Annotated in this window: 14 protein-coding genes and 1 tRNA gene; 7 read left to right on the top strand and 8 right to left on the bottom strand. The window is 66.6% G+C overall.

The genetic code is table 11. From position 1 onward, the window contains the following. The first annotated feature begins 79 nt into the window (after positions 1–79). Positions 80–1,819 carry a hypothetical protein gene (locus RM190_RS00245; RefSeq protein ID WP_311757375.1) on the top strand — a complete coding sequence of 580 codons (1,740 nt, stop codon included), beginning with the start codon at positions 80–82 and terminating at the stop codon, positions 1,817–1,819. Between the two features lie 16 nt (positions 1,820–1,835). On the opposite strand, the gene RM190_RS00240 is transcribed toward RM190_RS00245, so the two are convergent. The 3 genes from RM190_RS00240 to lysM all read right to left on the bottom strand — a co-directional run bounded on the left by RM190_RS00240 (position 1,836) and on the right by lysM (position 5,641). Continuing rightward, positions 1,836–3,041, bottom strand: coding sequence for a hypothetical protein (locus RM190_RS00240; RefSeq protein WP_311757374.1), 1,206 nt, complete (start codon positions 3,039–3,041; stop codon positions 1,836–1,838). 75 nt (positions 3,042–3,116) lie between these two features. Further along, the gene (locus RM190_RS00235) at positions 3,117–5,003 is read right to left on the bottom strand and encodes an acyl-CoA synthetase (RefSeq protein WP_311757373.1); all 1,887 of its coding nucleotides are present in this window, start codon (positions 5,001–5,003) and stop codon (positions 3,117–3,119) included. A 122-nt stretch (positions 5,004–5,125) separates the two neighbouring features. Next, positions 5,126–5,641 (bottom strand): peptidoglycan-binding protein LysM, encoded by a 516-nt coding sequence (lysM, locus tag RM190_RS00230; protein ID WP_311757372.1) that lies wholly within the window; start codon positions 5,639–5,641, stop codon positions 5,126–5,128. A gap of 136 nt (positions 5,642–5,777) precedes the next feature. On the opposite strand from lysM, the gene RM190_RS00225 reads away from it, so the two are divergent. Continuing rightward, positions 5,778–6,326, top strand: a complete 549-nt coding sequence (locus tag RM190_RS00225) for a CAP domain-containing protein (RefSeq protein ID WP_311757371.1) — start codon at positions 5,778–5,780, stop codon at positions 6,324–6,326. On the opposite strand, the gene RM190_RS00220 is transcribed toward RM190_RS00225, so the two are convergent. Genes RM190_RS00220 through tsaD form a run of 5 tightly spaced genes read right to left on the bottom strand, consistent with a single transcriptional unit; the run spans position 6,323 to position 10,887 of the window. Next, on the bottom strand, positions 6,323–8,131 hold the full coding sequence (locus tag RM190_RS00220) for an ABC transporter transmembrane domain-containing protein (protein ID WP_311757370.1): 1,809 nt from the start codon (positions 8,129–8,131) through the stop codon (positions 6,323–6,325). The genes RM190_RS00225 and RM190_RS00220 overlap by 4 nt on opposite strands. A gap of 47 nt (positions 8,132–8,178) precedes the next feature. Continuing rightward, positions 8,179–8,604, bottom strand: a complete 426-nt coding sequence (locus RM190_RS00215) for an EVE domain-containing protein (RefSeq protein ID WP_311757805.1) — start codon at positions 8,602–8,604, stop codon at positions 8,179–8,181. Further along, complete coding sequence (locus RM190_RS00210) at positions 8,604–8,879, bottom strand: YciI family protein (RefSeq protein ID WP_311757369.1); 276 nt, start codon at positions 8,877–8,879, stop codon at positions 8,604–8,606. The genes RM190_RS00215 and RM190_RS00210 overlap by 1 nt, the downstream gene beginning before the upstream one ends. Then, on the bottom strand, positions 8,876–9,820 hold the full coding sequence (locus RM190_RS00205; RefSeq protein ID WP_311757368.1) for an NAD(P)H-dependent glycerol-3-phosphate dehydrogenase: 945 nt from the start codon (positions 9,818–9,820) through the stop codon (positions 8,876–8,878). The genes RM190_RS00210 and RM190_RS00205 overlap by 4 nt, the downstream gene beginning before the upstream one ends. After that, positions 9,817–10,887, bottom strand: coding sequence for a tRNA (adenosine(37)-N6)-threonylcarbamoyltransferase complex transferase subunit TsaD (gene tsaD / locus RM190_RS00200; RefSeq protein WP_311757804.1), 1,071 nt, complete (start codon positions 10,885–10,887; stop codon positions 9,817–9,819). The genes RM190_RS00205 and tsaD overlap by 4 nt, the downstream gene beginning before the upstream one ends. A 63-nt stretch (positions 10,888–10,950) precedes the next feature. Here tsaD and RM190_RS00195 point away from each other — a divergent pair, with 63 nt between their 5' ends. From RM190_RS00195 to RM190_RS00175, 5 genes are all read left to right on the top strand, one after another. Beyond that, a complete protein-coding gene (locus RM190_RS00195; protein ID WP_311757367.1) occupies positions 10,951–11,646 on the top strand; it encodes a uroporphyrinogen-III synthase in 696 nt (231 codons plus the stop codon). A 93-nt stretch (positions 11,647–11,739) separates the two neighbouring features. Next, on the top strand, positions 11,740–13,239 hold the full coding sequence (locus tag RM190_RS00190; RefSeq protein WP_311757366.1) for a hypothetical protein: 1,500 nt from the start codon (positions 11,740–11,742) through the stop codon (positions 13,237–13,239). Between the two features lie 10 nt (positions 13,240–13,249). Beyond that, positions 13,250–15,010, top strand: coding sequence for a heme biosynthesis protein HemY (locus RM190_RS00185; RefSeq protein ID WP_311757365.1), 1,761 nt, complete (start codon positions 13,250–13,252; stop codon positions 15,008–15,010). Positions 15,011–15,064: 54 nt separating this feature from the next. Next, positions 15,065–15,140: transfer RNA gene (locus RM190_RS00180), tRNA-Thr, on the top strand. A 255-nt stretch (positions 15,141–15,395) separates the two neighbouring features. Then, positions 15,396–16,973 (top strand): arylsulfatase, encoded by a 1,578-nt coding sequence (locus RM190_RS00175; protein ID WP_311757364.1) that lies wholly within the window; start codon positions 15,396–15,398, stop codon positions 16,971–16,973. The last annotated feature ends 52 nt before the right edge of the window (positions 16,974–17,025 follow it).

Genomic DNA, 17,025 nt, shown 5'->3' with positions numbered 1-17,025 from the left:
TCTCCCCACGGTTATTCGGCTTTCCATGTGAAACAACCATAGGTAGCATTTGCCGATGGCATATCCACGGGGAGGCGACATGGATACGGACAGATATTCGGACCTGAAACACGACACCAAGCTCGTGATCTGGGATCTAGACGAGACTTTCTGGCAGGGCACGCTGTCCGAGGGCGGGATCACGCCGGTTGCGGCCCATCTGGCCATGATCCGCAAACTGGTCGAACGCGGCATCATGTGTTCCATCTGTTCGAAGAACGACTTCGCCACGGCACGCGACAAGCTGCAGGAACTGGGCGTCTGGGATCTGTTCGTCTTTCCTCATATCGACTGGACGCCCAAGGGCGCGGCGATCAAGTCCATGCTGGAGCGCATGGGACTCCGGGCAGAGAACACGGTCTTTCTGGACGACAACCACCTGAACCTGGAAGAGGTGCGGTACTTTTGCCCCGGCATTGCCTGTGTCGATGCCAAGGGGACGACCGACGGATCGGCCCCGGACCTGACGGGTTTGCTCGACCTGCCGCAATGCCAGGGCAAGGACGACCACAAGCTGACCCGGCTGGACCAGTACCGGATCATGGAAACGCGCGAGGCGGACCAGCAGACCGGCGGCCTCTCCAACGAGGAATTCCTGCGCCAGTCCGGGATCGAGCTGAAGATCATCACCGACCTTGACGGGCACATGGACCGGGTCGTCGAACTGATCAACCGCACCAACCAGCTGAACTTCACCAAGCAGCGCGTCCATGACGCCGCCCAACGGGCCGAACTGGAGGAACTGCTGCGCGTCCCCGGCGTCCATGCCGGTCTGGTCCATGTCCGCGACCGCTATGGCGATTACGGCATCGTCGGTTTCTTCTGTGTGCGGGTCCGCTTCAGCGGCACCACGGTCCATCATTTCGCCTTTTCCTGCCGCACTCTGAACATGGGGGTCGAGCAATGGGTGTGGCGCCATCTGGGCCAGCCGGAATTCACGGTCGTGCCGCCGGTCGCGAACGGTCTGGACACCCCGGCCCAAGTCGACTGGATCCGCTCCGTGACCGAATTCGGCCAGCCACCCGAGGCGGGTTCGGATCGCAGCCTGATCCTTGTGGGGGGCTGCGACCTGCAGCAGGTCTCGTTCTATTGTGGCGCTCGCCGGATCGAGTTCGTGAACAAGCAGGACGACCAGGGCGTGATCGTGCGCTATGACGATGCGGGCTTCCTGCTGAACCCCCGCGACAGGACGCTGGACCGCAACTGGGTCATGCAGAACGTCGCTGGCCACAGCCTGCGTGATCTGCTTGACGCGGATGCGGGTTTCGCCGCGTCGGATGTCATCATCCTGTCGATGTTCTTTTCCTTCTGCACGCAGAACCTGTTCACCCATGAGGGCGAGAACCAGCCCGACCGCTATCTGGTGACCGTGCCGCCAAAGCGCCTTGCCGCGCTGACGCGCGATCCGCAGAATTCGATCCGGATGCTGCGCGCGATGCGGCATCTGCGGCTGACGCTGGAGCAGAGGGTGGACCTGATGCGCGCGGCCTTTGCGCGGGTTCATGCGCTGAAGCGGCCGGATGCGCGGATGTTCCTGATCGGTGTCTCGACGACGGGGGAACAGGCGCAGCGCACGGCCGAGGACCGGCAGGCGTTCAACCGGCTTTGCCGCGAATTCTGCATCATCCATGCCGGGGCCGAGTTCGTCGATATCGACGCGGTGGTTCCGGCGGGCGAATTCGTTGACAGCGACCACTATACCCGCACCGGATACTTCAAGATCGCCGAGCGGATCAATGCGGTCAGCGACCAAGCGCAGGACGTGCGGCAGGCCGGCTGACCCGCCGCCGAACTTGTTACAGCCCGCCGCGCGCGGCGGGCTGCCAAGGCAAATCGGCGGGAATGCCCAGGGTTTCTTGCTGGCGGAAAGCTGTCCAGATCGGCGGCTCTCCGGGCTCGTTCGGGACTGCGGGGGCGGGTGCCGCCTCCGCAGCAGCCGGGGGCAGGCGGATCTGATCCTTTGGCTTCGGCAAAGCCTTGATACCCTGACGCGGGCTCTGGCCCTTGCCTTGACCCTGACCCCGCTTGCGGGGTTGCAGGGGTAGCAAGCCGTCATGTGCTGCACGCTGTCGGATGCTGCGCGCCAGCATGTCGCTGCCCGGCCCCTCCAGCACCGCCAGAAGCTGCGGGATCAGCGAGGTGCGCTTCTTCTCGATGATGCGGTTCGCCAACCCGTTGATGAACCAGGGCAGCGCGCGCCCCTGACGCAAAGTATGAAAGAAGCGCGCCGGCGTCAGTTCGTCCGTGACGGCCTGCCGCATCACCGTCGACAGGATGCCCGCCTTGCGCAGGAACATCGCGGATTTATGCCCGGCATAGCGCGCAGGCAGGGGAACGACATTTTCGCCCCGGAAGCGATCGACATGGCGGCGGTCGGCTTCGAACAGCGGGTCATAGACCAGCCAGACCCGACGCGCGGCGCGGCATTCCTCTGCCGCATCCACGAAATCACCGCTCCAATCCGCCTTGCGTCCGCTGGAAAAGCGCGGCTCCCAGGGCACAAGTGACTTGCTGAGCGTCGATTGCGGCGAAAAGGCGATCACGTCGCAGCCCGGCACCAGCGAGGCGAAGGCGCAGGCCGCGTATCCGCCCATCGAGGTGCCGGTCAGGACGACGCGCTTGAAACGGCGGAACAGACCGGCTTCGGCCAGCCGGCGCATCTCGGCAAACAGGGCCTCGTCCCGGAACCAGCTGGGACGAAAGGCCAGCACCCCAAGCTGCGACCAGCCGTTGCGAGCGACGAAACCATAGCCCCAGGGGTCGCGGTCCATCGCCTGATCGCGGGCCGAGGAAAGATTGTCGAAGCTGACGACCAGATGATCGCTGCCGCGCTCGGCCAGGACAATCGCATGGTCGCCCAGCGACTGATAGAACCCCCTGCCAGAGCTTTGGCGGAAGTCGACCAGCCATTGCGGGGCGCGATTTTGGGTCGGGGCTTCGGCCAGTTCCTCTTCCAGAACCGCGTCGCCCCTGTCGTCCTGCGCCTCGAACCTGATCCGCACCGATATCCTCCCGAAACTCTGTTCCGGAAGGCTAGCATCGGGCAGGTCGGCGTTGCAACCTATGGTTGTGCAATATCAGGCCAGATCCCAAGGCAGGGTGAACTGGCCCAAGCATTCGGCGACGACCGCGTCCTCGACCTGTGACTTGCGGACCAGTTTGGCAACCAGACCGCGCTTCTTGTCCTCGACGACCTCGGCAACCTCGACGGGAATGCCCGCCTTGGCCAGTGCGGCGGTCAGCACGCGCTGGATCGCCAGTTTGCGCAGGTCCGGCTTGAAGATCTTGCCGACGGCGGTCTTGGGAAGCTCGGTCATGATCTCGATATGCTTCGGGATCGCCGCGCGCTCGTGGATATGGTCGCGCGCGTGCCGGGTCAGCTCGTCGATGCTGACCACCGCACCCGGCACCAGTTCGACATAGGCGCAGGGCAATTCCCCGGCAAAGCTGTCGGGTTGTCCGATGGCGCCGACAAAGGCGACCTTGGGATGGGACAGCAGCGCGTCCTCGATCATCGCGGGATCGATGTTGTGGCCGCCACGGATGATCAGATCCTTGGCCCGCCCGGTGATCCACAGGTACCCGTCGCTGTCCAGCCGCCCCAGATCGCCCGTGCGCAGGAAACGGTTTTCGGCGAACAGTTCGTGGTTCTTGTCCGGCTCGGTATATGTCGAACCTTCAAAGACGCCGGGGCTGGCGATGCAGATCTCGCCGATCTCGTCCGTGGCGCATTCGTGATAGCCCTCGGGCGTGCGCCGAAGGATGCGGACATGGGTATAGGGCAAGGGCAGTCCGACCGACCCCACCTTCTTCATCCCGTTGATCGGGTTGCAGGACACCAGGCAGGTCGCCTCGGTCAGGCCGTAGCCTTCCGAAATCTCGACTCCGGTTGCGGCCTTGAAGCGGTTGTAAAGCTCGATCGGCAGGGGGGCCGATCCCGAAATCGCGGTCTTCAGAGACGAGACATCCGCGTCGACCGGCCGGTTCATCAGTGCCGAGATCGCGGTCGGGACGGTGATCAGGAACGTCGCCTCCCACCGCTCGATCAGCTTCCAGAAATTCGCGAAGACACCTTCGCCGCGATAACCGGCCGGGGTTGGCATCACCAGTTGCGCGCCCGATGCGACGCAGGACATCAGCACCGGATAGGCGGCAAAGACGTGGAACATCGGCAGGGGGCACATCAGCACATCCTGTTCGTTGAACAGAAGCGTCGAGCCGAGCCAGCCGTTATAGATCATCCCTGACTGCTTGTGCTGCGCGACCTTGGGTGTGCCGGTGGTGCCGCCCGTATGGAAATAGGCCGAGACGCGGTCGCCCTCGGGTTCCTCGAAATTCAGGCGATTATGGCGTTGCGCGCTGGTCGCGGCCTCGAAGTCCAGGTATTTCGCGCTGTTCGTGATGTTCAGCTTGGGCCGCAGGAACGGGATCGCCAGGCGCTTCAAGCCACCCAGATAGCTGCGAAGATCGACCTGCAGCACGGTCTTGACGTTCGGGGCCAGCGCAACGGCATCGGCGGCCTTCTGGGCCACATCCGATTTCGGAAAGGGCTTCAGCGTCACCAGCACCTTGGCCCCGGTCTCGCGCAGGATGCCGGCGATCTGTTCGGCATCCAGCAGCGGATTGATCGGGTTCACGATACCCGCCGTTGCCGCGGCAAGCAGGATCACCGGGGTCTCGACCGCGTTCGGCAGCAGATAGGCCACGACATCGTTCGGCCCGATTCCCAACGAGCGGAACAAATTCGCGGTCTCGGTCACGCGGCCGTGCAGGTCGTTCCAGGTCAGGGTGCGGGACTTGGACTTGGGGTCGGACAGAAGCTGGAAGCTGATCGCGGGTCGGTCGGGATAAAGCTCACGGGTCCGGCTGAGCATCTGATAGACCGAGTTCGGCAGATCCCTTTGCTCATACGGCATTTCGGCCTCGACCGCATTGCGGTCTGCGGCAGTTGCGAAATTGGCCATGTCTGTTCCTCCAGCCTTCCGTCGGGCGCCTCCCGTAGAAGCAAGACAATGGGCCATAAAGCATAATCCGGGCAAGGGTCGAGCCCCGCCCGGATGAACCGCAACGCAGCGTCAGTGACGGGTTAACCCTGCGGAATCCGAAGCGTCTGTCCGGGATAGATCTTGTCCGGATCGGTCAGCATGGGCTTGTTCGCCTCGAAGATCTCGGGATAGCGGCCGGCCTTGCCAAGGTATTGGGCCGCGATCTGGGACAGGGTCTCGCCCTTCTTGACGGTGTGAAAGACCGGGGGCTTGGCCGCCGCCCCGCCCGCGGCGACGGGCGCCTCGGCCAGTTCGACATGGGCGATGCCCTTGATGTTGCCAAGTGCGACGATCAGCTTCTCCAGCGTTTCCTGGTCGCGGGCCTGGCCCTTGATGATGACCGTATCGCCGCCGCGCAGGGTCAAATGGACATCCTTGGCCGTCAGCCCCAGATCGGCCAGTTCCTTCTTCAGCGCAGCGACCTTGCGGTCGGTATCGCTGTCTTGCGCCGCAGCAGCCGGGGCCGCCGCGGGGGCGGTCTTGGGCGCTTCGGCCGCCTGCGCCTCGGAGCCGAAGATCGACTTGCCAGCGTCCTTCACGAAATCCCAGATAGCCATAGTCCACCCTTTCCGCGTTGATGCAGCACGAAAACGCCAATCTCCCCCGACGGTTCCTTGGACCTGCCGTCTCGGCGGGGAACCGGGGTCGGGGACGGACGGTTTCCCTGCCGACGGGGCTGCAAGGGGTGGGTGGATGCGAATGCCGGGGTATCAAGGGCGGGTGGCGCTGACGATGGTGCTGTTCCTGCCGCTTGCCTGCACCCAGACCGCCGGGACAATCAGCTATCATGCGCCGGGTTATCCCGACGTGCAGGCCAGTGCGCCGGGCAGGGCCGAGTGTCGGGCGACCTCATCGGAGCAGAATGCTGCCGCTGCCGCCCGCACCAATGCCACGCGCCGCGCGCATGGCTTGCCCGCGCTGCGCTCTGACCCAAGGCTGGCGCGCGCCGCCGCCGCGCAGGCCTGCGACATGGCCCGCCGCGGGACGATGACCCACAGCGGCAGCCACAGTTCCGGTCCGATGCAGCGGGCCAAGGCGCAGGGCTATGCGCCCCGCATCGCGGCCGAGAACATCGCCGCCGGTCCCTATGACCTGACCGGGGTGCTGTCGGTCTGGGCTGGGTCGCGCGGGCATGTCGACAATATCCTGATCCCGCAATTGCAGGATTTCGGCATCGGCAGCGCGGTCGGTGCGGACGGGCGGACCGTGTTCTGGTCCGCCGTCTATGCCGCGCCGCGCTAGACGGGGCGGTCGTCGGTTTCCGCCAAGGCCTGCCCGTCGGTGAATTGCAGTCGTGCGAGCCGGGCGTAAAGTCCGCCCTGTGCCACCAGCTCGTCATGGCGGCCCTGCGCGACGATCCGGCCGTGATCCAGTACGACGATCCGGTCGGCCTTCTTCACGGTCGCCAGCCGGTGGGCGACGATGATCGTGGTCCGGCTGCGCGCCAGTTCGTCCACCGCCTGCTGCACCACACGTTCCGATTCCGCGTCAAGCGCGCTCGTCGCCTCGTCCAGAAGCAGGATCGGCGCGTCGCGCAGGATGGCGCGGGCGATGGCGATGCGTTGCCTTTGCCCGCCAGACAGCATCACCCCGCGCTCTCCGACATAGCTCTCATAGCCTTCGGGCAGGGCCGACAGGAAATCATGGGCATGGGCTGCGCGGGCTGCGACCTCGACCTCGGCATCCGTGGCCGAGGGGCGACCGAAACGGATGTTTTCGCGGGCCGTGGTGGCAAAGATGACCGGATCCTGCGGGACCAGCGCGATATCGCGGCGGAAATCGGCGCGCGTCATGGTGGCAAGGTCGATTCCGTCGATGCTGACCGTGCCCGAAGCCGGGTCCCAGAACCGCAGCAGAAGCTGGACGATAGTCGTCTTGCCCGCCCCAGAGGGACCAACCAGCGCCACCGTCTCGCCCGGATGGATGTCCAGCGTCACGCCCTCCAGCGCCGAGACGCCGGGGCGCGAGGGGTAGTGGAAGCTGACATCGCTGAAGCGGATCGCGCCTTGCGCCGGGCGGGGCAGGGGGACCGGATCGGTGGGATCGGTCAGCGGGTCTTCGGCGGTCAGCAGCTCGGTCAGGCGTTCGGCCGCGCCGGCGGCGCGTTGCAATTCGCCCCAGATTTCAGACAGCGCGCCAGTGGCCCCGGCGACCAGCACCGCATAGATCACGAACTGCACCAGTTCGCCCGCCGTCATCACGTCGTTGCGCACGTCGCGCGCGCCGATCCACAAGACGCCCAGCACGCCCGAAAAGATCAGGAAGATCACGATCACCGTCATCAGCGTGCGCGTGCGGATCCGGCGCAGCGCTGAATCAAGCGAACTTTCCGTGACTTCGCGGAAGCGCAGGCGGGTCGGCCCTTCCTGGGTGAAGGCCTGGACGGTCTGCGCGGCCAGAAGGCTTTCAGAGGCCGCGCCCGAGCTTTTGGCGATCAGGTCCTGGTTTTCGCGCGACATGACCCGCAGGCGGCGACCCAGCACGACGATCGGGACCACGACCAGCGGCACCAGCAGCAGGACCAGCCCCGACAGCTTGACCGAGGTCCAGGCCAGCATGACCATCCCGCCCGCAAGGATCAGCAGGTTGCGCAGCGCGATCGACACGGAAGAGCCGATCACCGACTGGATCAGCGTCGTATCGGTCGTGATGCGGCTGATGATCTCGCCGGTCAGCACGCGTTCATAGAATGCGGGGCTAAGGCCGATGACGCGGTCGAACACGGCCTCGCGGATATCGGCCACGACCCGTTCGCCCAGACGCGTCACCAGATAATAGCGCAGCCCCGTCCCCAGCGCGAGCAGCGCCACGATCGCCAGCGCCGCCCCGAAATACTGGTCCAGCAGGCGCGCGCCCGCGTCGAAGCCGTCCACGACCCGGCGCACCGCCAGCGGCAGCACCAGGCTGATCCCGGCGGTGACGGCCAGCGCGACCAGCGCCGCCGCCATGAGCCAGCGATAGGGGCGCACAAAGGGCCACAGCGCGCGAAGCGCGCCCATGCGCTTCGTGGTCGGGCGGTCGGCGATGATTTGGGGGCCGCGTGCCATTCTTCCTCCTCGGCCGGGTTGCGATGCCCCGGCCGGCGTCTGTCAGGTCAAACCGGGTCGGTTCCGCCCGCAAGTTCCAGGATCACCTTCCATTCGGCATCCGAGACCGGCTGCACGGAAAGGCGCGAATTGTTGACCAGGACCATCTCGGCCAGCCGCGGCTCGGCCTTGGCTTCGTCAAGCGAGATGGGACGCTTCACGCGGGCGACGGCCTTGATGTCCACGCATTCCCACTTGGGATCCTCGGCGGTCGAGTCGGGATGGGCCAGCGCCACCACCTCGCAGATGCCGACGACCTCCTTGCCGATGTTCGAGTGATAGAAGAAACCGCGTTCGCCGATCTTCATGGCGCGCATGTTGTTGCGCGCCTGATAGTTGCGCACGCCGTCCCACTGTTCGCCCTTGTCGCCCTTGGCGATCAGGTCGTCCAGGCTGAAGACATCCGGTTCGGACTTGAACAGCCAATACGCCATCAGCCCAGCACCCGTTTCCATTCCGTCACCTCGACCGAGGCGAAAAGCCCGGCAAGGTTATAGGGATCCTGCGCCGCCCAGGCCTTGGCCGCGTCCAGATCGTCGGCTTCGACAATCAGAAGCGAGCCTACGGGCGAGCCGTTCTCGACAAAGGGGCCTGCCAGCAGCCAGCCATTGTGCTCGCGCGCATAGGCCAGGTGGCTTTCGCGCGTGTCCATGCGCGTTTGCAGGTGGCCGGGCTTGTCACGGCAGATCACGGCGAAAAGGGGCATCATTCCTCCTTCAGGGGACGGTTCAGCAAGATGTCGAGCGCATGTTCCATGGCGACGCGGCCCTCGGCAAGGCCCGCGACCAGCCCGGAGACGGGAAGCTCTACCCCCAGCCGGGGGGCCAATGCGGCGACGGCGCGGGCGGTCGCCGCGCCCTCGACCGTGGTGCCGGGGGCAAAGTCGCGGCCCGCGCCCAAGGCGAGGCCATAGCGGAAATTGCGCGATTGTTCCGAGGTGCAGGTCAGCACCAGATCGCCCAGCCCCGACAGGCCGGACAGGGTTTCCGGGCGCGCGCCAAGCGCGGTCGCAAGGCGGACCATCTCGGCGAAGCCGCGGGTGATGATGCTGGCGCGTGCGCTGTCGCCGTATCCCGCGCCGATGGCTGCGCCCGCCGCGATGGCGATGACGTTCTTCAGCGCACCGCCCAGTTCGGCACCGGTCACGTCGCTGGTCCGGTAAAGCCGCAGGCTGGGAGTCGACAACTGGCGCTGCAGGCTTTCGGCGGCCAGGGCGTCATCGCAGGCCAGCGTCAGCGCGGTGGGCAGGCCGCGCGCGATGTCGGCCGCGAAGCTCGGGCCGGTCAGGACGGCGCGGGTGGCGGCGGGACAGGCGGCCGCGATCAGCGCCGAAGGTCCGGTCAGCGTGCCAAGATCGATGCCCTTGGCGCAGCTGACCAGATTGCGGCCATCCAGCCGCGCGGCATGTTCGGCCAGGAACCCGCCCAGCACCTGCGCGGGCAGGGCCAGCAGGACGGTTTCCGCAAGCGCGACGTCCAGATCGCCGGTCAGGGTGATGTCATCCGGCAGGCGGACGCCCGGCAGGCGTGGATTCTCGCGCGTTGGGGCCCAGTCCATTCCGCGCGCCCAAAGCGAGACCGGAGCCTTGGCCGACAAGGTGACGGCCAGCGCCGTGCCAAAGGCGCCCGCGCCGATGATGCTGACGGTCATGCCTTGGCCCCGCGCTTGCCCGCGCCCAGCATCGGCGCGGCCTTCTGGTCCAGCGGCCAGCGCGGGCGCGCGGCCAGGTCCATGCCGTCGCGATGACCGTTCCTGAAGGCCTCGATCCCGGCCCATGCGATCATCGCGGCATTGTCCGTGCAAAGCCGCAGCGGCGGCGCGACGAAGGTGACGCCCGCGCGCGCCGCGACGTCCTGCAGCGCGGCGCGCAGGACGCTGTTCGCGGCCACGCCACCGGCGACGGCAAGAACCGGGGCGGGTGATGCTTCAAGTGCGCGGCGGGTCTTTTCGGCCAGCACGTCCGCGACCGCCGCCTGAAAGCCGGCGCAGATATCGGCGCGGTCCTGTTCATGCAGCCCCCCCTGCGCCGCGACCAGCGTGTCGCGTTGGCGCAGCACGGCGGTCTTCAGCCCCGAAAAGCTGAGATCGCAGCCCGGCCGGTCCAGCAGCGGGCGGGGAAAGGCAAAGCGGCGGGGATCGCCAGCCAGCGCGGCGCGCTCGACCTCGGGGCCGCCGGGCTGGGGCAGGCCCAGAAGCTTCGCGACCTTGTCGAATGCCTCGCCCGGCGCATCGTCGATGGTGCCGCCAAGCCGGGTGAATTCCTCGGGGCCGCTGACCGACAGGAACAGGCAATGCCCGCCCGAGACCAGCAGCATCAGATAGGGATAGGAGATCTTGTCCGTCAGGCGCGGGGTCAGCGCGTGGCCCGCAAGGTGGTTGACCCCGACCAGCGGCAACCCGGTTCCCGCCGACAGGCCCTTGGCCAGCATGACCCCCGACAGGACGCCGCCGATCAGCCCCGGCCCAGCGGTCACGGCGATCCCGTCAAGGTCGCCAAGCCCCAATCCCGATCGGGCCAGCGCTTCCTCGACGCAGCCGTCCAGTTTCTCGGCATGGGCGCGGGCCGCGATTTCGGGAACGACGCCCCCGAAATCGGCATGCAACGCCGTCTGGCCAGCGACGACCGAGGCAAGGATTGTCCCATCCTCGCGCACCACGGCGGCGGCCGTGTCATCGCAACTGCTCTCGATGCCCAGAAAGGTCAGTGACATGCTTATCCTTGTTCCCGCTCGCCCAAGCGCCTAGGCATGATCAACTAGCACCTGACCGGCGCGATTGCCATGCCACCGACCGTTTTGCTGACCCGCCCGCAACAGTCGTCGCGACGTTTCGCGGCGGAGATGGCCGCCCTTGGGCTGCCTGTCCTTGTCTCTCCGATCATCGAGATCGTGCCGCTTGCCCATGACGACGCCGCGATCCGGGCCGCGCGCGGCCTTGTCCTGACCTCGGCCCATGCGGTTCCCGCCGCGGGCGAAGGGCAGGGACGGCCCGCGATCTGCGTCGGCCCGGCCACGGCTGAGGCCGCCCGCCGCGCGGGCTTCGATGTGACCGAGGGACCCGGAGACGCCGCGCGCATGATGCCCTTGCTGGGCGATCTGGGCGCGGGCTGGCTGCACCTGCATGGCCGCCACGTCGCCCGCGTCCTGCCGGTCCCGGGGATCGAGGTCTATGACCAGCAGGCCCGGCCGCTTTCCGCCGAAGCGCGCGAACTGTTGTCTGGCGCAGGGCCGGTGATCCTGCCACTCTTCTCGCCGCGCTCTGCCGCCCTACTGGGGGCGGCGGTCGCCGGGGCAGGGGCGCCCTTGTGGCTGGCTGCGATCAGTCCCGCCGCCCGTGCCGCCTGGACCGGGCCCGTCGCCCGCGAGGCGGTCGCGGCGGACCCGGACGCCCCCGGCGTGCGGCGTGCCGTCGCAGCCTTGCTGGCGGCGGAATATTCCGACCAACGGCGGGTTGAGGCGCCGTCGGGCCGGGACTAGACTGCCCGGAATGGCCCGATGGGCCGTGCCGGGGAACGGAAAAATGGCGGTGCCTTTGACCTGCATCGGGCCAAGCGCCGAAGTAAACGGGGAATGACAGTGAACGAGCCAGAACAAAAGCCCAGCGACACGCCCGCGACCCCCGGAAAGGGCAAGAAGAAACCCGTCTCGGGTGCGGTTCTGGAAAGCCGTCCGGTCGTGACGGATACCACGGCAGAAACCGCCAAGACCGACCCGAAACCTCAGGTCGAATCGTCCCTGGTCGGCAAGCCCGGCGCGGTTGAGCCCGCCACGAAGCGCCCCGAGCCCGTGAAGGCCGCCACGGTGACCGATCCCGTCAAGGCGGCACCTGCGGCCAAGATCGACGAGGCTGGCAAAAAGCCGGATGCCGCCACGCCCGCGACCCCGACGCCCTTCGGCACCACCAGCGATACACTTCCGCGCAGCCAGCCCCTCTCCGAGACGAAGCCCGAGACGAAACCCGAGCCGCGGGTCGAAACCCGTGTCGAGATCCGCCGTGCCGGGTTCTTCCCGCTGTTCCTGGGCGGCATCGTCGCGGCCGGGCTTGGTGCCGCCGCGACCTATTGGGCGATCCCGAACCTTCCGCCGTCGCTGCGCCCGGGGGGTGAGGTCGTCGATCCCGCCGCCCAGATCGAGGCCGCGCGTCAGGCCGGTGCAGACGCTGCCCGTGGCGAGATCCAGGCCCAGGTCGAAACGCTGGCCGACCGCTCGGCCCAGGCCGGGGCAGATGCCGCCCGGCAGGCCCTTGCCGATGCCGCGCCGCCGCAACCGGCCGAACTGCCTGCGCAGGTGACCGACAGGATCGCCTCGCTGGAAACTGCGCTGGCCGAACTGGCGAACCGTCCGGCTGCGCCTGCACCTGCCGCCTCCGGTGGCGAAACCGCCCCCGCGGCCCCGGTTGCCGTCACTCCCGTCGCGCCGCCCGGCGTCTCACAAGAGGCGCTGGATGCGCTGGCCGCCCGCGTCAGCGAACAGCAGGCACGGATCGATGAACTGGCCGCCCGGCCCGTAGTCGACCCCGCCACCGCCGAGCAGGTCCAGACCCTGGCCCGCCAGACCGAGGAATTGCAGCAAAGCACCGCCGACGCGAACCGCCGCGCGCAGGCCGCAACCGCCGCGACCGCGCTTCAGACCGCGATCGAGACCAAGGGCCCGCGCGAACAGGCGCTTGCCGATCTGTCCGCCGCCGGCATCCAGGTGCCCGCCGTGCTGACCGGGGACGTGCCCAGCCTTGACGAGCTGCGCTCGGGCTTTGCCGTCAGTGCCCGCGACGGGCTGCGCGCCTCGCTTGAGGCGGGGGCAGGGGCGACCGGGCCGATGCAGGCCATCGGGAACTTCCTGCGCGTCCAAACCGGTGCGCGCTCGATCGAGCCGCGCGACGGCAACGATCCCGACGCGATCCTGTCGCGTGCCAATGCCGCCGTCGAGGCGGGCGACATCAACGAGGCGCTCGCCCAGATCGGCGCCCTGCCGCAAGAGGGACAGCAGGCGATGTCGGTCTGGACCGGCCGCGCCCGCGTCTGGGTCGAAGCCAATGCCGCGCTGGCCGAACTGGCCGCGGGTAGCAGGTAAGGGACCCGCCATGTTGCTTTCTGCTCTGAAAATCCTGATTTTCTTCGCGGTCGTTCTGGCCGTGACCCTGGGTGCCGTCCAGCTGGCCGAAACCGGCCACGGGCTGCGCATGGTCTATGGCGGGACGGAATATGTGCTCGGCCCCGTCCAGGCGCTGATCGGCCTGATCCTGCTGTTCCTGTTGGGCTGGCTTGTGGTCAAGCTGGTCGGGTTCGCGCTGGCCTTTGTCCGCTTCCTGATGGGCGACGAAACCGCGATCAACCGCTATTTCGCCCGCTCGCGCGAGCGCAAGGGTTATGAGGCCCTGTCCGAAGGGATGCTCGCCGTCGCCTCGGGCGAGGGGCGGTTGGCGCAGGACAAGGCCCACAAGGCGGCCAAATTCCTGAAAAAGCCGCATCTGACCGATCTTCTGGCTGCCCAGGCTGCCGAAGTCGCGGGCGATTCGCGCAAGGCAGGCGAGATCTATCGCCGACTTCTATCCGATGACCGGACCCGCTTCGTCGGCATCCGCGGGCTGATGCGCCAGAAGCTGGACGAGGGCGATACCGCCACCGCGCTGAAACTGGCCGAAAAGGCCTATGCGCTGAAACCCAGGCATACCGAGGTGCAGGACACGCTGCTGCAGCTTCAGACCCGGCAGGGCGACTGGAAGGGCGCGCGCGGCGTTCTGAAGGACAAGCGCAAGCAGGGCCAGCTGCCTCAGGACGTCCATATCCGCCGCGATGCGGTACTTGCCCTGAAAGAGGCGTCCGAGGTTCTGGCCGAGGGCAATTCCATCAGCGCGCGCGAGGCCGCGATTTCCGCCAACCGCGCCAGCCCGGACCTGATCCCGGCGGCGGTGCTCGCGGCGCGCAGCTATATCGCGCAGAACGATTTCCGCAACGCGACGCGCGTTCTGCAAAAGACCTGGAGCGTGCGGCCCCATCCCTCGATCGCGGCCACCTATGCCGAGATCGTCCCGGACGAGACTCCGGCCGCGCGCCTGCGCCGGTTCGAGGATCTGATCTCGAAGAACCCCGACAACGAGGAATCCCGCCTTCTCCGCGCCGAGCTGCTGCTTGCCGCCGAGGATTTCCCCGGTGCCCGTCGGGCGCTTGGCGACCTTGCCCAGAAGCACCCGACCGTGCGGTCGTTGTCGATCCTGGCGGCGGTCGAACGGGGCGAGGGCGCGGACGATTCCGTCGTGCGCGGCATTCTGGCCAAGGCGATGGTGTCCAGCCGCGGCCCGCAATGGGTCTGTGACAAGTGCCACAACGTCATGTCCGACTGGGCCCCGGTTTGTGACAGCTGCGGCGGCTTCGACACGCTGACCTGGCGCGAGCCGGACAGCGCGTCCGCCTCGGCCGGGCTGGTGCGCAACAGCGTCGAGCTGCTGCCGCTGCTGGTGGGTTCGCCCTCGACGCCGCGCGAGAACGGCAAGGACGCGGTCGACGCGCCCGCCAAGCCGATGGAAAGTGCGCCGCGTGACAGCTCTGCCGCCCCCGTCCCGCCCGAACCGGTGGTCAAGACCGAGGTGGCCGATGTCGCGCCGGGCATGGTGCCGCGCGAATCGGATTACCGCCGTGTCACGCCCGTCAGCAGTCAGTCCGAACCCGCGATGACCGTGACGGACCCCGAACCGGAGGTTCCGCCCGCTGCGATCATTCCCCCCGCGTCCCGGCCCGCCACGGGCACCGCGCGCGCCGTCGCGGGCGATCTGGACGTGCTGCCGGTGCGCCCCGATGTCGAGCCGCCGGAAGATGATCCGCGGGTCATGGGGAAAAAGTACTGATCCCCCCTTTTCGCCCGCGCCGGAACCTGCTATCCGGCGCGGCACAAAGGAAGTGCCGGTGTAGCTCAGCTGGTAGAGCACGTCATTCGTAATGATGGGGTCGGGGGTTCGAGTCCCTTCACCGGCACCATAATTCCCGCCCGGAAACGGCCGGGAGCTATGGTTCCAGACACTTCCCGGAAAATCCGGAAATCGCATAACGGGTCGTCGCGTCAGATCGCGAGCGGCCCTTTTTCATATCCGTTTCAGTGACTTTTCTGCCGTCGCCTGCGCGTCCGGGGGCAAGACCAAGGCCCTCGGCATTAGACAGGGGCGCGTCGCGCGCTATCCTTTGCCCACTCCCTTGAATGATTCGTTGCCCAGTCTTTGCCTACGGAGACTACCAATGCGTAAATTCGGACTATTCCTTGGACTATCCATGACGCTGGCGACCCCGCTTTATGCCCAGGATGCGGCGGCCAAGCCGAACATCCTTGTCATTTTCGGGGATGATATCGGCCAGACCAATATCTCGGCCTATGCCGACGGGATCGTGGGATACCGCACCCCGAACATCGACCGCATCGCCGACGAAGGCATGCGCTTCATCGACTATTATGCGGAAAACAGCTGCACCGCGGGCCGGTCGTCCTTCATCACCGGGCAAACGCCCAAGCGGACCGGCCTGAGCAAGGTCGGCGTGCCCGGTGCCACGGTGGGCCTGCAGGATCGCGACGTCACCATTGCCCAGGTGTTGAAGCCGATGGGCTATGCGACCGGGCAGTTCGGCAAGAACCACCTGGGCGACCGCGACGAATACCTGCCGACCAATCACGGCTTCGACGAATTCTTCGGCAACCTTTATCACCTGAATGCCGAGGAGGAGCCCGAGCGCGCCCTGTGGCCCGCCGATGACAAGGAATTCGTCGCGGCGAACTCGCCCCGCGGGGTGCTGAGGGCCACTGCCGACGGACAGATCGAAGATACCGGTCCGCTGACCAAGAAGCGGATGGAGACGATCGACGACGAGACGACGGCCGCCGCCATCGACTTCATGAAGCGCCAGCATGACGCAGGAAAGCCGTTCTTCACCTGGATGAACACGACGCGGATGCACCTGTTCACCCATATTCGCCCCGAGATGCAGGGCCAAAGCGGGATGCCCGGCAACGACTATGCCGACGGCATGATCGAACATGACGGCGATGTCGGAAAGCTGCTGAAGGCGCTGGACGACATGGGCATCACCGACAACACCATCGTCATCTACACCACCGACAACGGGCCGAACCAGTTCACCTGGCCCGATGCCGCGACGACGCCTTTCCGTTCGGAAAAGGACAGCAACTGGGAAGGGGCCTTCCGGGTGCCCGCGATGGTGCGCTGGCCGGGCAAGATCAAACCGGGCGAGGTCACGACCGCGATGTTCTCGGGTCTCGACTGGTTCCCGACGCTGGTCGCGGCGGCGGGCGACGACAAGATCAAGGATGAGCTGCTGGCTGGCAAGCAGATCGAGGACAAGACCTTCAAGGTCCATCTCGACGGCTATAACCAGCTGCCGCTGCTGACCGGGCAGACCGACAAGAGTGCGCGGAACGAGTTCGCCTATTTCAACGACGACAGCAAGCTGGTCGCCTATCGCTATGGCGACTGGAAGGCTGTGTTCTGCGAAATGCCGGCGCCCGGAGGGTTCAAGGTCTGGTATGAGAATTTCGACTGCTACCGCATTCCGAAACTTTTCAACCTTCGCATGGACCCCTATGAGCGCGCCGATATCGTGTCGGACCAATATGATGACTGGCGGACCAAGAACGACTTCCTGATGGCGCAGCTGACCATGCATGCGGGCAAGTTCCTGGAGACGTTCGTCGACTTTCCGCCCAGCCAGACCCCGGCATCCTTCACCATCGACCAGATCGAGGCCAGTGTGGACGCCCGCGCCAAGGCCAAGATGGAGGCCGAAAAGCCCGCCGCAGGGCAATGATCCGGTTCAGGGGCGCGCACTTGGCTGCGCGTCCCTGACATCACCAGATGGC

Origin of the sequence: Paracoccus broussonetiae, assembly GCF_031854425.1 — a bacterium.
Classification (GTDB): domain Bacteria; phylum Pseudomonadota; class Alphaproteobacteria; order Rhodobacterales; family Rhodobacteraceae; genus Paracoccus; species Paracoccus broussonetiae.
Note: the sequence above shows the minus strand (reverse complement) of the source record. Positions and strands in the feature narration are given on the sequence as shown.

Bases quoted from the DNA above. Each gene is read 5' to 3' on its own strand.
- RM190_RS00245 (WP_311757375.1), top strand. From the start codon at position 80: ATGGATACGGACAGATATTCGGACCTGAAACACGACACCAAGCTCGTG.
- RM190_RS00235 (WP_311757373.1), bottom strand. From the start codon at position 5,003: ATGGCCAATTTCGCAACTGCCGCAGACCGCAATGCGGTCGAGGCCGAA.
- lysM (WP_311757372.1), bottom strand. From the start codon at position 5,641: ATGGCTATCTGGGATTTCGTGAAGGACGCTGGCAAGTCGATCTTCGGC.
- RM190_RS00225 (WP_311757371.1), top strand. From the start codon at position 5,778: ATGCGAATGCCGGGGTATCAAGGGCGGGTGGCGCTGACGATGGTGCTG.
- RM190_RS00220 (WP_311757370.1), bottom strand. From the start codon at position 8,131: ATGGCACGCGGCCCCCAAATCATCGCCGACCGCCCGACCACGAAGCGC.
- RM190_RS00215 (WP_311757805.1), bottom strand. From the start codon at position 8,604: ATGGCGTATTGGCTGTTCAAGTCCGAACCGGATGTCTTCAGCCTGGAC.
- RM190_RS00210 (WP_311757369.1), bottom strand. From the start codon at position 8,879: ATGATGCCCCTTTTCGCCGTGATCTGCCGTGACAAGCCCGGCCACCTG.
- RM190_RS00205 (WP_311757368.1), bottom strand. From the start codon at position 9,820: ATGACCGTCAGCATCATCGGCGCGGGCGCCTTTGGCACGGCGCTGGCC.
- RM190_RS00195 (WP_311757367.1), top strand. From the start codon at position 10,951: ATGCCACCGACCGTTTTGCTGACCCGCCCGCAACAGTCGTCGCGACGT.
- RM190_RS00190 (WP_311757366.1), top strand. From the start codon at position 11,740: ATGACAGTGAACGAGCCAGAACAAAAGCCCAGCGACACGCCCGCGACC.
- RM190_RS00185 (WP_311757365.1), top strand. From the start codon at position 13,250: ATGTTGCTTTCTGCTCTGAAAATCCTGATTTTCTTCGCGGTCGTTCTG.
- RM190_RS00175 (WP_311757364.1), top strand. From the start codon at position 15,396: ATGCGTAAATTCGGACTATTCCTTGGACTATCCATGACGCTGGCGACC.